Source organism: Miltoncostaea oceani (genome assembly GCF_018141545.1).
In the GTDB taxonomy this organism is placed as follows: Bacteria; Actinomycetota; Thermoleophilia; order Miltoncostaeales; family Miltoncostaeaceae; genus Miltoncostaea; species Miltoncostaea oceani.
On the sequence record NZ_CP064356.1, the window covers coordinates 96,177 to 110,690 of the forward strand.

Annotated in this window: 12 protein-coding genes; 8 read left to right on the forward strand and 4 right to left on the reverse strand. The window is 74.2% G+C overall.

What is annotated here, in order from left to right; genetic code table 11:
• Window positions 1-47: 47 nt before the first annotated feature.
• From IU369_RS00455 to IU369_RS00465, 3 genes are all read left to right on the forward strand, one after another.
• Complete coding sequence (locus IU369_RS00455) at window positions 48-1,217, forward strand: glycosyltransferase family 4 protein (RefSeq protein WP_217922595.1); 1,170 nt, start codon at window positions 48-50, stop codon at window positions 1,215-1,217.
• On the forward strand, window positions 1,214-2,086 hold the full coding sequence (locus IU369_RS00460; RefSeq protein ID WP_217922596.1) for a class I SAM-dependent methyltransferase: 873 nt from the start codon (window positions 1,214-1,216) through the stop codon (window positions 2,084-2,086). Before IU369_RS00455 ends, IU369_RS00460 begins: the two co-directional genes overlap by 4 nt.
• A gap of 178 nt (window positions 2,087-2,264) precedes the next feature.
• Entirely contained in the window at window positions 2,265-3,791 is a 1,527-nt protein-coding gene (locus tag IU369_RS00465) for a sugar transferase (protein WP_217922597.1), read from the forward strand.
• Here the strand turns inward: IU369_RS00465 and IU369_RS00470 are convergent.
• Entirely contained in the window at window positions 3,785-4,105 is a 321-nt protein-coding gene (locus tag IU369_RS00470; protein ID WP_217922598.1) for a hypothetical protein, read from the reverse strand. The two genes, IU369_RS00465 and IU369_RS00470, sit on opposite strands and share 7 nt — an antisense overlap.
• Window positions 4,106-4,107: 2 nt before the next feature.
• Here IU369_RS00470 and IU369_RS00475 point away from each other — a divergent pair, with 2 nt between their 5' ends.
• Window positions 4,108-5,283, forward strand: coding sequence for a glycosyltransferase family 4 protein (locus IU369_RS00475; protein ID WP_217922599.1), 1,176 nt, complete (start codon window positions 4,108-4,110; stop codon window positions 5,281-5,283).
• 154 nt (window positions 5,284-5,437) lie between these two features.
• Here IU369_RS00475 and IU369_RS23495 read toward each other — a convergent pair whose 3' ends face one another.
• Together IU369_RS23495 and IU369_RS00485 are read right to left on the reverse strand one after the other, a co-directional pair.
• On the reverse strand, window positions 5,438-6,331 hold the full coding sequence (locus IU369_RS23495; protein WP_217922600.1) for a DNA-3-methyladenine glycosylase family protein: 894 nt from the start codon (window positions 6,329-6,331) through the stop codon (window positions 5,438-5,440).
• 71 nt (window positions 6,332-6,402) lie between these two features.
• Window positions 6,403-8,562, reverse strand: coding sequence for a glutamine synthetase III family protein (locus IU369_RS00485; protein ID WP_217922601.1), 2,160 nt, complete (start codon window positions 8,560-8,562; stop codon window positions 6,403-6,405).
• Between the two features lie 182 nt (window positions 8,563-8,744).
• Between IU369_RS00485 and IU369_RS00490 the strand changes: the two genes are divergently transcribed.
• Window positions 8,745-10,385, forward strand: coding sequence for a PucR family transcriptional regulator (locus IU369_RS00490; RefSeq protein WP_217922602.1), 1,641 nt, complete (start codon window positions 8,745-8,747; stop codon window positions 10,383-10,385).
• Between the two features lie 88 nt (window positions 10,386-10,473).
• Window positions 10,474-10,797, forward strand: coding sequence for a TFIIB-type zinc ribbon-containing protein (locus tag IU369_RS00495; protein WP_425516836.1), 324 nt, complete (start codon window positions 10,474-10,476; stop codon window positions 10,795-10,797).
• Here the strand turns inward: IU369_RS00495 and IU369_RS00500 are convergent.
• Entirely contained in the window at window positions 10,794-11,576 is a 783-nt protein-coding gene (locus tag IU369_RS00500; RefSeq protein WP_217922604.1) for an aminotransferase class IV, read from the reverse strand. The two genes, IU369_RS00495 and IU369_RS00500, sit on opposite strands and share 4 nt — an antisense overlap.
• Window positions 11,577-11,696: 120 nt before the next feature.
• Between IU369_RS00500 and IU369_RS00505 the strand changes: the two genes are divergently transcribed.
• Both IU369_RS00505 and IU369_RS00510 read left to right on the forward strand, forming a co-directional pair.
• A complete protein-coding gene (locus tag IU369_RS00505; protein WP_217922605.1) occupies window positions 11,697-12,179 on the forward strand; it encodes a hypothetical protein in 483 nt (160 codons plus the stop codon).
• A gap of 57 nt (window positions 12,180-12,236) precedes the next feature.
• The gene (locus IU369_RS00510) at window positions 12,237-14,504 is read left to right on the forward strand and encodes a nitrite/sulfite reductase (protein ID WP_217922606.1); all 2,268 of its coding nucleotides are present in this window, start codon (window positions 12,237-12,239) and stop codon (window positions 14,502-14,504) included.
• Window positions 14,505-14,514: the final 10 nt, after the last annotated feature.

The following is a 14,514-nucleotide window of genomic DNA, read 5'->3' on the forward strand; positions in this document are numbered from 1 at the left end:
GGGGAGGTCCGACGGTCGCGCACCCGACCGCCGAGAGGACCGCCCGCATGACCGCACGCCGACCGCGCCTCTGGCCGCTCCGCAGGACGCGCCGGTCGGACCACGTGGCGACCGGGCAGACGCCGGCGTCGTCGAACGGTGCGGCCCCCGAGGACCGTCCGCTGGTGCTGGTCGACGGGCGGATGGCGCGTCGCCGCAAGACGGGCATCGCCACCTACATCCACGAGCTCCAGCACGTCATGGAGAACCGGCCGGCGTCCGACCTCCGGGTCGAGTGGATCTACGGGCCCCCCGGGCTGCCCCGCATGGGGCGCCTGACCTCCTGGGGCAACCTGCTCATCGACATGCTCTGGCTCCACGTCCTGCTGCCGGCCGCCGCCGCGCGGCGCCGGGCCGCGGTGCTGCACGCACCGGTGACGTGGGGGCCCTGGTGGAGTCCGTGCCCGACCGTGGTGACGATGCACGACCTCGCCTGGGAGCGGGTGCCCGAGGCCTTCCCCGAGAACTTCCGGCGCTACGCGCGCCTCTTCGCGCGACGGTCGGTGAAGAAGGCGGCCCGCGTCATCGCCGTGTCGGAGTCGACGTCACGGGACCTGCAGGAGCTGTACCGGGTGCCACCGGAGCGGATCCGCGTGGTCCCGAACGGCGTCCACCCCGACACCCGTCCCCCCGGGCCGCGGGAGCCGTTCATCCTGAGCGTCGGCATCCGGGAGCCGCGCAAGCGCATCGCGGAGCTCGTCGAGGGCCACGCGATCTACATGGCGAACGCCCCCGCCGACCCCCCACCCTGCCGGCTGGTGGTCGTGGGCGGGGAGGGCGGCGACGAGGAGCGGATCCGGGCGGCGGCGGGTCCCGGCTGCGAGATCCGCGGCTTCGAGCGTCGCGAGGAGCTGCTGGCGCTCTACCGCCGCGCGACCCTGCTGGCCTACCCCTCGGCGTACGAGGGGTTCGGCCTGCCGGTCGTGGAGGCCATGGCCCACGGCTGCCCGGTGCTGTGCGCCCGCAACTCGTCGCTCATCGAGATCGGGGGGCGCTCCGCGATCTTCCTCGACGACGTGACACCCGAGGGCATCGCGGCGGCGCTGACGGAGGCGCTCGCCGACCGGGAGGCCCTCGCGGCACGCGGCGAGGCGGGGCGGGCCGAGGCGGCGCGGTACTCGTGGTCGGCGTCCGCGACCGCGACGCGCGACGTCTACCGGCAGGCGCTGCGCCGATGACGACCGGCCGGCGCGGGCCGGCCTGGCTCCGCCTGATCGCCCACAGCCACCGCCTCGGGGCGCGCTGGCTGGTGCGCGGCCTGCGGGGCCGGGGGTGGACCGACGTCCGGGGCGGCGTCTACCGCATGCTCGTCCCCCTCGAGCCGTGGCGCTTCCACGAGCTCGCCCGCGTCGCGCGGGAGCCGGTGTCGGGCGACTGCCTCGACGTCTCCAGTCCCAAGCTGCTGCCGAGCCTGCTCGCCCACGAGGGCGCGGGGTCGTGGGTGGCGATCGACATCCTCCCCGACGAGATCGCGCGGTGGCGGGCGCTCGACCCCGCCCTCGACCTCCGGGTCGCCGACGCCCGCGCGCTCCCCTTCGCCGACGCGTCGTTCGACACCGTGGTGTGCGTCTCGGTGATCGAGCACGTCGCCGGCGACGGTGACGCGACCGCGATGGCGGAGATCTGGCGTGTGCTGCGGCCCGGCGGCGTCCTCCACCTCACGACGAACGTGACGGCCCGCCCGACGGAGGTGCGCACCGCCCGTCCCGTCTACGGCGACGCGGACCCCCAGCCGCCCGCGACGATGCCCGGCGAGGGGGTGGTCACCGACGGACCGCCCGACGGGGCGTTCTTCGAACGCCGCTACGACGACGCCGGGCTCACGCGGCGCCTGCTCGGGTTGCCGTGGACCGAGGAGGCGCGGGAATACGTCCGCGAGCGGTTGCCGGTGCACCGCCTCTTCTTCGCGGCGCGTCCCCTCTCGTTCCTCGTCGGCAACCTCCTGGCGCTCGTCTGCCCCGTGAACTTCCGCCGCATCCGCGGGTCGGCGGACGTCCCCGGGGGGACCCACGGGGTCGTCTACCTCCGGCTGCGGCGGCCCGCCTGACGACCGCGACGGCCGCCGTCACAGGCGCGGGAGGCCCGGCGCCGCCGTCCACGACGCCCCCGTGGAGCGCAGGGCTCCCCCATCGGCAGTACGATCCGCACGTGCGATCGGCCTCACATGACGGGTTCGGCGTGAACGCAGGGGCGACGCCCCGCGGTAGCACGGCGGCCACGTCCGCATGACCACCCGGCCCACGCGGCCGGGCGACCCGGGTCCCGTCGCGCCGACGGAGGCCGGCGACGACCGCCGGCACATGCGCCGCGACTCGCGCTTCCTGCCGATGCTCGCGGGCCCCGCCGGCACCGCGGCGATCCGCCGGGTGTTCTCCGTGGCCGTGCTCGTCACCCTCGACGTCACCGCCTGCTTCGCCGGCATCTACGCCGCCCTCGCCCTCAAGCTCCTCGTGCAGGACCAGCCCGTCGACGCCGGCGCGATCTGGGCGGTCGAGCAGAAGGCCCTCCCGCTCGCCGCGACGACGCTCGTCCTCGTCTTCGCGAAGAACCGCCTCTACTCGCCCCGCGAGCAACGCGGGGGAGCCGCACGGATGCTGTCGTCGGTGACGCTCGCCACCGTCATCGTGCTCGTGGTCGTGCTCGTCGCCGGCTGGCGGTTCGACACCTACTACATCTTCTACGCGTCCTGGTTCCTGATCGGCGCCTTCGTCGTCGCGCTGCGCTCCAGCTACGACAGCGTCACCGCCCTCGCGCTCGACGCGCTCCACTTCGAGAGGCGCGCCCTCCTCGTCGGCGCCCCCGCCCTCGTCGCCACCATCGCCGAGAGCCTCGAACGCTCCGAGAGCCGCCAGGGCGTCCCCTACCGGGTCGTCGGCCGCCACCAGCTCACCGCCGGCCTCGGGCGCGAGGCGCTCGCCGGCCCCGCCGCCGACCTGCGCGAAGCCCTCGACCCCGCCGCCGTGGACGAGGTCATCCTCACCGGCTGGGCGGGCGAGGACGGCCCCGTCCTCGAGCTCCTCGACATCTGCCGCCGCCGTGGCCTGCCCGTCCGGCTCGCGCCGACGACCGCCGAGCTGCTGTCGCACTCCGTGCAGGCCGTCCCCGCCCCCGGCCTGCCCCTGTTCGACCTCCGGCCACCGGTCCTCGGCGGCGCCGAGTTCCTCGCCAAGCGCGCCTTCGACCTGGTCGCCGCCTCGGTCATCGGCATCCTCGTCTCACCGGTCCTGCTGATCGCGGCCCTCGCGATCCGCCTCGACGACCGCGGCCCCGTCATCCACCGCAGCCGCCGCGTCGGGGTCGACGAGCAGGAGTTCGACTGCCTCAAGCTCCGGACGATGCGCCTCGGGGCCGAGGGCGAACAGGACGACCTGGAGCACGCGAACGAGGCCGACGGGCCGCTCTTCAAGATCCGCGACGACCCGCGGGTCACCCGCGTCGGTCGTGTCCTGCGCCGGCTCTCGATCGACGAGCTGCCCCAGCTGTGGAACGTCCTGCGCGGGGAGATGTCCCTCGTCGGCCCGCGGCCGCTGCCGCGCCGCGACTTCGAGCGCCTCGACGACCTCCACAAGAAGCGCTACCTCGTCCTGCCCGGCGTCACCGGCCTGTGGCAGGTGAGCGGGCGCAGCGACCTCTCCTTCGACGAGCTCGTCCGGCTCGACTTCTACTACATCGAGACGTGGTCGATCTGGCTCGACCTGACGATCATGGCCCGCACCATCCCCGTGGTCCTGGGACGCCGGGGGGCCTACTGACCCCCCCGCCCCCACCCGACGACGCCGTCGCCGGCGCGGGCCCGGAACCCGACCCCGACCGCCTCCTGATCGAGCTGCGGCGCGCCGGCGGGGAACCACCCCTCGCACCCCTGCGGCTGGCCGAGCCCGCCGCGTCGGCGCGGTCCGGGCCCGCCGGGCGGGTCGTCTCCGGGGCCCGCCGCGCCGTGCTGCGCCTCATCACGCCGGCGCTCGCCGACCTCCTCGGTCAGCTCGAGCGCGACCGCCACCGCCTGCGGGCCGAGATCGCGCGCCTGGAGCGGCGGGTCGCCGACCTGGAGCGCGGCGCCGGGCACTAGTGCGCGTCGCGTTCGTCGTCCAGCGCTACGGGGAGGAGGTCGCCGGCGGCGCCGAGGGCCTCTGCCGCTCCACCGCCCACGCACTCGCCGCCCGCGGCGAGGACATCGAGGTCTACACCACCACCGCCCGCGACTACCTCACGTGGGCGCCCCACTACGCGCCCGGCACCACCCGCGACGGGGACGTCGTCGTCCACCGGTTCGACGCCGACCCGCCCGACCCGGCGCGCAACGCCGCCCTCGCCCGCGAACTCGCCCTCGGCCGCGGCGACGACGCCCTCGAACGCGCCTGGGCACGCGCCCAGGGCCCCGTCGTCCCCGGGATGCTGCGCATGCTCGCCGGCGCCCGGGCCCGCCACGAGGCGCTCGCCCTCTGGACCTACCTGTACGCGACCACCCAGCTCGCGATGCCCCTCGCCCCCGAGCGCTCCGTCCTCGTCCCCCTCGCACACGACGAGCCGATGCTGCGCTTCGGCCTCACCCGCGGCCTCGTGTCCCTCGCCGCCGGGCTCGCCTTCATGACCCCCGAGGAGCGGCGCCTCGTCGACGACCTCCACGGGGTGGGGTCACGTCCCGAGGCGGTCGTCGGGGCCGGCATCGACCCCGCACCGCCCGGCGACGCGGCCGCCGCCCGCGCCGCCCTCCGCCTGCCGGCGCGCTTCGCCCTCTACCTCGGGCGCGTCGACCCGGCGAAGGGCCTCGACGCCCTCGTGCGCGCCCACGGTCGCTACCGGGCGGCGGGCGGACCGCTCGGGCTGGTCCTCGCGGGACGGCCGGCGGGTGCGATGGCGCTGCCCGACTGGGTCGTCACCACCGGCTTCGTCGACGACGCGACGCGGGCGGGCCTGCTCGCGGCGTCCGAGATCGTCGTGCTGCCCTCCCCGCACGAGAGCCTCTCCCTCGTCGCCCTCGAGGCCTGGAGCCACGGACGCCCGACGCTGGCGACCGCCCGGTCCGACGTCCTCGCCGGGCAGACGGCCCGCTCCGGGGGAGGCCTGCTCTACGTGGACGCCCCCACCTACGCCCGCCAGCTCTCCCGCCTCGCGTCGGACCCGGACCTCCGGGCGACCCTCGGTGCCACCGGCGCCCGCTGGACCGCCGGACACACCTGGGACGCCTGCGCCCGCCGCTGGCGCGGCCTCCTCGCCCGGGTGCGCGCCCCCCTCACCCGCTAGCCCCCCGCCGGGCGGCCGAGGCCCGGGTCCAATTGGACCACGCCCCCGGGTCCAAATGGGCCAGGACCCCGCGTCCAAATGAACCAGGACCCCACGTCCAAGTGGACCACGACGGCGGGTCCGAATGGACCTCGCCCCCGCGTCCACGTGGACCTCAGCCGAGGCCGGTGTCCCGCTGCCAGGCGCGGAGGGTCGCCCAGGCGAGGACGAGCCCCCGGAAGTCCCCGGCGGGGGCGATGCGGGCGGCGACCTGGGTCGGCGTGGGCCGGACGCCGTCGAACCACGCCTCCCGCGCGACCCGGATGGTGGCGGAGTCGATCGACGGCCGGTCGTAGTGCCCCATCAGCAGGATGATGGAACCCGCGGTGGAGGGGCCGATGCCGCGGAGGGCGAGCAGGCCGGCGAAGGCGCGGTCGACGTCGCCGGCCCGGGAGTCGGCCTCGATCTCGGCGAGGCGGCCGTCGATCGCGGCGCGGGCGGCGTCGGTGATGGCGGGCGCCCGGTACCCGACCCGACCCACGTCGCGGAGGTGGTCCTCCCCGGCGCGCAGCACCGCCGCCGGGTCGGGGAAGGCGCCGTCGCGGCCGAGCCCGGCGATCCGGTTGATGCAGCCGACGGCCTGACGCCACGTCGTGTTCGTCCCGCAGATCCCCTTCAGGACGTCCTCGAACAACGACGCGCCCGCCAGCATCCGCCCGCCGCCGTACGCCGCGAGGTCACCGGCCAGGCCGGGGTCGACCGCCGCGGCGGCCTCCGCGAAGCCGTCGAGGTCGGCGTCGAGCTGCAGCATCCGCCGTACGCACGCCGACGCGAGGTCCCGCGCGGCACCGTCGAGGGGGACGGACGGCCGCACCGAAACGCCCCCGTCGCGCGGGGCGATCGCCAGGGTCACGGCGTGCCCGTCGAGGGGCTCCACCCGGTCGAGGCGGCCCTCGCCGCCGTCGTCCCAGCGGAACGGCGCGGTCTGGAACCAGCCGTGGCTCACCGCGACGGCCCGGAGGCGGAAGGGCCCCCGGGCGTCGAGCTCGAGCGGGTCGGCGGCGTCCATCGGTGGAGGCTCCCAGAACGGAGACGGCCCCGTCCACCGGTGGCGGACGGGGCCGTCGGCGCCGCGCGGCGCTACTTGATGAAGAGCATCTCCGAGTACCGCGGGAGCGGCCACAGGTCGTCGGCGACCGTGCGCTCCAGCTGGTCGGCGATCTCCCGGACCTCGTTCATGGCCGTCATGACCGTGTCCCGCATGTACACCGCCTCGTCCATGAGGTCGGTCGGGTGGTTCTCGTCCAGGTTGGCGGTCTGGAGGGTCTTGATCGCCTTCGTGAACGCCGTCACCAGATCGAGGGTCTCCTTCGCGAGCGCGGTCAGACCGACGCCCTTCAGGATCGTGATGTGGCGGGCCGCGGCCGGCAGCAGCATCGTCGCGGCGATGTCCGCGGCCGTCTCGGCCTCGATGTTCAGCTTGATCACGTACTGCTCGAGGGCGACCTCGTAGCGGGCGTGCAGCTCCCGCTCGTCCAGCACCGCGTAGTTGCTGAACACCGACTGGGAGCGCTCGCTGATCAGCTGCGGCAGGGCGTCCGGCGTCGTCCGCAGGTTGAGGAGGCCGCGCTTCGCCGCCTCGTCGTGCCACTCCTGCGAGTAGCCGTCGCCGTCGAAGACCACCTTGCCGGCGGTCTTGTAGGTCGCGGCGATGACCTCGCCGAGGGCCTCCTCGAACGACTTGCCCGGCTTCTTCTTCGTGCCGGCCATCTTCGACTCGATGTCCTCGCACAGGCTGTCGATCGCCTCCGCGACGATCGTGTTGAGGACTGTGTTCGCGAGGCTTGGCGACTGGTTCGACCCGAGCGCGCGGAACTCGAACCGGTTGCCGGTGAAGGCGAACGGGCTCGTGCGGTTGCGGTCGCCGGTGTCGCGCGGCAGGTCCGGCAGCACGTGCGCGCCGAGGTTCATCACCTCGCGGGCCACGCTCACGGCGGGCTCGCCCGCGGCGATCGCCGTGAACACGTCCTCCAGCTCGCGGCCGAGGAAGATCGAGATGATCGCCGGCGGGGCCTCGTTCGCCCCGAGCCGGTGGTCCTGGCCCGCGCTCGCGATCGACGCCCGCAGCAGCCCTTGGTGCGTGTACACCGCCGAGATGACGGCGGTCGCGAAGAACAGGAACTGCAGGTTGTCGTGCGGCGTGTCGCCCGGGTCGAGGAGGTTCGCCTCGTCCGTGCTCATCGACCAGTTGTTGTGCTTGCCCGAGCCGTTCACGCCCGCGAACGGCTTCTCGTGCAGGAGGCAGACCATGCCGTAGCGGCGGGCGACGTTCTGCATCACCTGCATGCAGAGCTGCTGGTGGTCGGTCCCGACGTTGGAGTTCTCGAAGATCGGCGCGACCTCGTACTGCGCCGGCGCGACCTCGTTGTGGCGGGTCTTGATCGGCACGCCGAGCTTCGCCAGCTCCTGCTCGATCTCGAGCATGTAGGCGAGCACCCGCTCCGGGATCGACCCGAAGTAGTGGTCGTCGAGCTGCTGGCCCTTCGCCGGCTTCGCGCCGAACAGCGTCCGGCCCGTCGCGACCAGGTCGGGGCGCTGGTAGAAGAACTGCTCGTCGATCAGGAAGTACTCCTGCTCCGGCCCGATCGTCGTGTAGACGCGCGGCGTGACGGTGTCGCCGAAGAGGCGGAGCGCCCGCAGCGCCGACTTGTTCAGCGCGCTCATCGAGCGGAGCAGCGGGATCTTCTGGTCGAGCGCCTCACCCGTCCACGACGCGAAGGCCGTCGGGATGCAGAGGTACGCGCCGTTCGGGTTCTCCAGCACGAACGCGGGGCTCGTGGGGTCCCAGGCGGTGTAGCCGCGGGCCTCGAACGTGGCGCGGATGCCGCCGCTCGGGAAGCTCGACGCGTCGGGCTCGCCGCGGACCAGCTCCTTGCCGGTGAACTGGGCGAGGGCGGTGCCGTCGCCGACCGGGCCGAAGAAGGAGTCGTGCTTCTCGGCGGTGGACCCCGTGAGCGGCTGGAACCAGTGGGTGTAGTGCGTGGCGCCCTTCTCGAGGGCCCAGTCCTTCATCGCGAGGGCGACGGCGTCCGCGAGGCCGGGGTCGAGGGGCTCGCCACGGTCGATCGTGGCCTGGAGCTGACGGAAGATCGCCTTCGGCAGACGCTGGCGCTGCTCGTCGGGACCGAAGACGTTCGCACCGTAGATCGAGGTGCCGGGGATGGTCAGGTCGCCGGTGCCGATCGAGCCGTTGGGGCTCCACTGGGCGGCGACGACGTTGCTCTCTCGAACTCTCGGCATGACGCGGAGGGCCCTCCTTTTCCTTGGCTCGGGCAGCGCCGGATGATACGACGGGCCCGGGCGCGGGCGCTTTGTGACCGAGGGCCAAACGCGCCCCCCGATCTTTCGCCGTGTGGACAAACACGCGGCCCCGCCGGACGGTCCGCTTGAAACCGCGCCCGCAGCCCCCCATTGTCCAGCCGGTGACGACGAGAATCGCGCCCGTGACGGGCGCCGACGACAGCACCACCATCGGCGACCTGCTCGGGGTCCCGGCGCTCGAGGGCGCCCGCGTCGTCCCGTCGGGGGCGGCGGTCACCGCGCGGGTCACCGCGCTGACGCTCATCGACCCCGACGTCCCGCCCGAGGCGGGCGCCCTGATCGTCTGCCCCGGCGCCCCCCCGGCGTCCGTCCCCGCCGGCGCCGTCGGCGTCGTCTGCCGCACCGCGCCGACCACGCCCCTCGGCGTCCCGGCCCTCGTCCTGCCCGCCGACGCCACCTGGAGCGCGGTGATCGCCGCCCTCGCGGCCGCCGTCGCCGGGGGACGCAGCGTCACCGAGACCGCCCGCGCCCGCGTCGCCCTGCGCCGCCCGCTGCTCGAGGGCCGCGGCTACCCCGGCCTGGTCGAGACCGCCTCGGCGATCCTCGGCATGCCCGTCGCGGTCCTCGACGAGTACCTCGACGTCCTCGGGGCGAGCGGCCTCGACGGCACGCAGGAGACGTTCCTCGACGAGGCGATCGTGCGGGCCCGCGGCCACGGCCCCGCGTCGATCATCGGCCCCTTCGTGGAGGAGGGGATGCCGGGGGTGCACCGGGAGCTGATCAACGCCCCGAGCGGCGTCATCGGCGTCCTCGTGGTGTGGTCGCCGTCGGCCCTCGGGGCGGTGGAGCTCGGCGTCGTCGGCGAGCTCGGCGTCGCGTCGATGCTGGAGCGGGCCCGCGAGGAGGTGCGCACCGAGACCGAGTCGCGGCTGCGCGGGGACCTCATCGAGGAGCTGATGGCCGGCGAGATCGTCAGCCGCGAGTCGCTCGTGCGCCGGGCCCGCCACCTCGGCGCCGACCTCTCCGGGGGCGCCGTCGCCCTCATCGGAAAGCTCCAGGACCCCCACACCGAGGGCCGGGTCATCACCGACCCCCGCCTCGTGCGGCGGTTCCTGCAGCAGGCGCGCGCGGCGATGGACCTCCACTGGCCCCGCTCGCTCGTCGACTGGAACGAGGGGCGGCTGCTCGCGCTGCTGCCCCCCACGGCGACGGGGAGCGGCGACCCGCCGCGCGACGAGATCGAGGCCCAGGCGTTCACGCTCGGCAAGCGCCTGCTCGGCGCGACCCGCGAGACGGTCCCCGGCCTCGCGCTCACCCTCGCGCTGTCCCGGTACACGCCGGAGCCCGAGCGGCTCGGTGTCGCGCTCGACGAGGCCCGCCTCGCCCTCTCGATCGGCGAGCGCCTCGGCCGCGTCGGCGAGGTCGTCACGTTCGAGGAGACCGGCACCTACAAGCTCCTCTTCCAGATCTTCGCCGACCGGCCGGAGGAGCTGATCTCCTTCTACGGCCAGACGATCGCGCCGCTCGTGCGGTACGACGAGCAGTACCAGACGGAGCTGGTGGGCACCCTCGCGACCTACCTCGGCCACGACTGCAACCTCGCGGCCACCGCCAGCACCCTCTACACCCACCGCCACACGGTGCGGTACCGCCTCGACCGCATCGCGGAGCTGTCGGGCCTCGACATCGCGAAGACCGACGACCGCGAGAAGCTGTCGCTCGGCCTGAAGGCGATGCGCCTCCTGGGCCGCCGCGTCGCCGCCACCGGCGCCGAGAAGGGCACCCGCCGCCGCGCGAGCTGAGCGCCGCGGGACGACCCGTCCCGCGTCCCGTGCGCTACCCTGGATCGTGATGGAGGGGGCGATCCACCGACCGACGCGCGGCGAGCCGATGCGCTGCCCCGCCTGCGGCACCCGGTTGGTGGAGCTGGAGCGCAGCGAGGTCCTGATCGACGCGTGCCCCGAGTGCCGCGGCGTGTGGATGGACCGCGGTGAGCTCGACCGGATCCTCGACCGCGAGCGTCGCGCCGCCTCGGGCGTCCGCGACGACGACGAGGACTTCTTCGCCGAGATGGAGGGGCGCCGCGGCGCCGACCGCCGTCCCGCCGGGCGCGCCACCGCCCCGCCGCCGCCGCGCGACCACGAGGACGAGCGCACCGACAAGAAGCGCCGCCGCCGCGGCATGCTCGAGGACCTCTTCGACTTCGACTTCTAGTGTGTCCCTGAGAGGGCGCGCGCGATCCTCCGCGCCCACGGCCCCGGCGCGCCGGACCCGACGGCCCGCCCGTCGATCGCGACGACGGCCATCGCCCCGCGCACGGCGTTGACGAGCACCACCTCCGCGGCGCCGTCGCGCCGGCGCAGGTCGAGAGCCTCCTCCCGCACGTCCAGGGACTCCATGACCACCGCCCGGGCGACGCCCGGCAGGAGACCGCGCACGGGGGCGGTCGCGAGCCCGTCGGCGTCGGCCCACACGACGCTCGCGAGGGCGGCCTCGCCGACCCGGCCGCGGTCGTCGAGCAGCAGGGCGTGGTCGGCCCCCGCCGCCTCGGCCCGGCGCTGGCTGCCCCGGTGGCGCAGGTAGGAGAGCGTCTTGTGCTCGGCGGTGGCGTCGCCCGGCAGCCACGCCCCCACGACGGTCACGGCGGTGACCGCCGACGGCGCCGCCGGGTGGGGGTCGTCGGCGACGACCTCGACGAGCAGCGTCGGCCGGGGCGTGGCCGTCAGGCGCACCCGCGCCGGCCCGGGGCCGAACGCCGCGAGGGCGGCGTCGACGGCGGCGGCGGCCTCCGCGGCCGACGGCATCGGCGACAGGCCGAGCGCCGCCGCCGAGGCCTCCAGGCGCGCGAGGTGGCGGTCGCGCAGGGGCACGCGCCCGTCGACGGCCCGCATGGTCTCGAACAGGCCCTCGCCCCAGCGGACACCCGGATCGTCGATCGACAGGTGGGCGTCGCCCGGCGCCACCAGCCCGCCGTCGAGCCACACGACCCTCATCGGCCCGCCCGTGACCGGCGCACGCGGGCGTGTGTGAGAATGCCCCCCGCAAGAGCCACGGGGCAGGGGATCGCTCCACGCCGCACGCGGCTGACGCTAGCACCGCCCGAAGGGGGCAGCATGAGACAGACCATCGCCTTCCAGGCCACGGGGTTCGACTGCTCGCCGGTCACCGTCGAGATCGACGAGAACGGCGAGGCGCCCGACCCGGAGGCGCTGCCCGTCGCGCTCCTCGCCTTCGAGAGCGGGCCGAACGTCGTGCTCACGCTCCCCCTGGCCACCGCGGACGCCGAGAACATGATGAACGCCTTCACCCAGGCGGAGCCGTTCCGCCAGGAGATGGGCGACGCGGCGAACTGGGAGCCGCAGCCGTCCGGCCTCCCCGAGGGCCTGTTCTGGGCGCTCCAGCCGAACGTCGTGGGCGTGTCGGTCACCCCGCCGCAGAACACCGCCGACGGCCTCGTGCCCCACTGGACGCTCGCCTTCGACGACGAGGACGGCAGCCAGGTGCAGATCGCGGTGAGCGACCCGATGTGCGTCCAGATCGTCCGCGCGCTCGCCGACGTCGCCCAGGGCAAGATCGGGGAGCCCGAGGAAAACTAGGGATACCCCCCGGGTATCTGTTATTTTCCGCCGCTCAGCGATCCCAGGGGCGGTGGAATGAGCACGACCGAGTGGAGGGAGCGGCTCCTCGAGAGGATGCCGCCGGAGCTGGCCGAGGAGATCGACATCTTCGAGGGCCAGATGGAGCTGCGGCGCAAGGGCAAGATCGAGGACCGCGTCTTCGCCGAGACGCGCCTGCGCCGCGGCGTCTACGGCCAGCGCTACGACAACGGGCACCGCCACGACGGGCTCGCCTCGCGTGAGCTGGTCTACCCCGCCGGGGACCTGACCAAGGGCCCCGAGACGTTGTGGGACGCCCCGGGCATGGTCCGGATCAAGGTGCCGTACGGCGGCATCACCCCGGAGCAGCTCGACGTGATCGCCGAGCTCGCCGAGGAGTACTCGGACTCGATCCTCCACATCACGACGCGGCAGGACGTCCAGCTCCACTACGTCCACATCGACGACACGCCCGACCTGATGCGGCGCCTCGCGTCGGTGGACATCACCACCCGCGAGGCCTGCGGCAACGGGGTCCGCAACCTCACCGCCTGCCCGCTCGCCGGCGTCTGCCACACGGAGGCCTTCGACACGACGGCCTACGCGGCGGCGCTGTTCCGGTTCCTGCTCGGCCACCCCGACTGCCAGGACTTCGGGCGCAAGTTCAAGCCCGCCTTCTCCGGCTGCGCCGGCGAGGCCTGCGGCCTGGTGATGATGCACGACTTCGGCGCCATCGCCCGGACGTCGATCGTCGACGGGGTCGAGCGCCGGTCGTTCGACCTCTACGTCGGCGGCGGCCTCGGCACCACGCCCCACCAGGCGAAGCTGCTCTACGAGGACCACCCCGTCGAGGAGCTCCTCCCCGCCGTCCAGTCGATCGCCCGCGTCTTCGGGCGCCTTGGCGAGAAGGCGAACCGCAACCGCGCCCGGATCAAGTTCCTCGTCGCGAAGCTCGGCATCGACGAGTTCCGCCGGCTGGTCGACGAGGAGCGCAAGGTGCTCCCCCACGACGACCGCTGGACGTCGTACCTGCCCTCGGTCGAGGACTACACCGAGTCGCCCGTGCGCGAGGCCGTCCCGGCCCCCGCCAACGGCGCCCCGCTGCCCGACGGCTACCGCGAGTGGCTCCGCACGAACGTCTACCGGCAGCGCCAGCCCGGCTACGCCGTGGCGACCGTCGCGCTGCCCCTCGGGGACCTCAGCTCGACGCAGACCCGCCAGCTCGCCGACGTCGCGCGGAAGTACGTGGGCGACGCCGTCCGGACGACGGTGGAGCAGAACATCGTGTTGCGCTGGGTCGCCGAGGGCGACCTGCCGGCCCTCTACGAGGACCTCGTCGCGATCGACCTCGCCGCCCCCGGCGCCGGGACGATCGTCGACGTCACCTCGTGCCCCGGCACCGACACCTGCAAGCTCGGCATCGCGTCCTCGCGCGGCCTCGCCGGCGAGCTGCGCACCCGCCTCGCCGCGAAGCAGTTCGAGCTCGACGAGGCCGTCCGCGGCCTGCGCATCAAGGTCAGCGGCTGCTTCAACTCGTGCGGCCAGCACCACGTCGCCGACATCGGCTTCTTCGGCAACAGCCGCAAGATCAACGGCGTCACCGTCCCCCACTTCCAGGTGGTGCTCGGCGGGCGCTGGCGCGAGAACGCCGGCTCGTACGGCCTCGCGATCGGGTCGGTGCCGTCGAAGCGCATCCCCGAGGTGGTCGACGCCATCACGACCCGGTTCGTGACGGAGCGCGAGGGCGAGGAGAGCTTCCAGGACTGGATCGCCCGCCTCGGAAAGAAGGAGCTCGGCGCGATGATCGGCGAGCTGAAGACGGTCCCGCCGGTCGACGAGGACCCGAGCTTCTACACCGACTGGGGCGACGCCCGCGTCTTCACGATGGGCGACATGGGCATCGGCGAGTGCGCAGGCGAGGTCATCTCCAGCACCGACCTCGAGCTGACGATGGCCGAGAGCATCGCCTTCGACGCGCAGGTCGCGCTCGAGGACGGCGACCTCGCCCGCGCCGACGAGCGCGCCTACGCGGCGATGGTCGCCGGCGCCCGCGCGCTGGTGCGGACGGAGCACCCGAACGTCCCGGACGACCCGGACACGATCGTCCGCGAGTTCCGGACCCGCTTCTACGACACGGAGCGCTTCTTCGACCGCTTCGCGAAGGGCCGGTTCGCCCGGCCGCTGTTCGACCGCCACGAGGCCGGCTCGCCGGCCGAGCACCAGGACGAGGCGACGCGCTCGCTGGTCGAGGAGTCGCAGCTGTTCATCGACGCCGTCCACGCCATGGAGATCCGCGAGGCCGGCGCGCAGTCGGCCCTCGTGTAGGAGGGGACGC

Bases quoted from the DNA above. Each gene is read 5' to 3' on its own strand.
- IU369_RS00465 (WP_217922597.1), top strand. From the start codon at position 2,265: ATGACCACCCGGCCCACGCGGCCGGGCGACCCGGGTCCCGTCGCGCCG.
- IU369_RS00455 (WP_217922595.1), top strand. From the start codon at position 48: ATGACCGCACGCCGACCGCGCCTCTGGCCGCTCCGCAGGACGCGCCGG.
- IU369_RS00505 (WP_217922605.1), top strand. From the start codon at position 11,697: ATGAGACAGACCATCGCCTTCCAGGCCACGGGGTTCGACTGCTCGCCG.
- IU369_RS00500 (WP_217922604.1), bottom strand. From the start codon at position 11,576: ATGAGGGTCGTGTGGCTCGACGGCGGGCTGGTGGCGCCGGGCGACGCC.
- IU369_RS23495 (WP_217922600.1), bottom strand. From the start codon at position 6,331: ATGGACGCCGCCGACCCGCTCGAGCTCGACGCCCGGGGGCCCTTCCGC.
- IU369_RS00510 (WP_217922606.1), top strand. From the start codon at position 12,237: ATGAGCACGACCGAGTGGAGGGAGCGGCTCCTCGAGAGGATGCCGCCG.
- IU369_RS00495 (WP_425516836.1), top strand. From the start codon at position 10,474: ATGCGCTGCCCCGCCTGCGGCACCCGGTTGGTGGAGCTGGAGCGCAGC.
- IU369_RS00485 (WP_217922601.1), bottom strand. From the start codon at position 8,562: ATGCCGAGAGTTCGAGAGAGCAACGTCGTCGCCGCCCAGTGGAGCCCC.
- IU369_RS00460 (WP_217922596.1), top strand. From the start codon at position 1,214: ATGACGACCGGCCGGCGCGGGCCGGCCTGGCTCCGCCTGATCGCCCAC.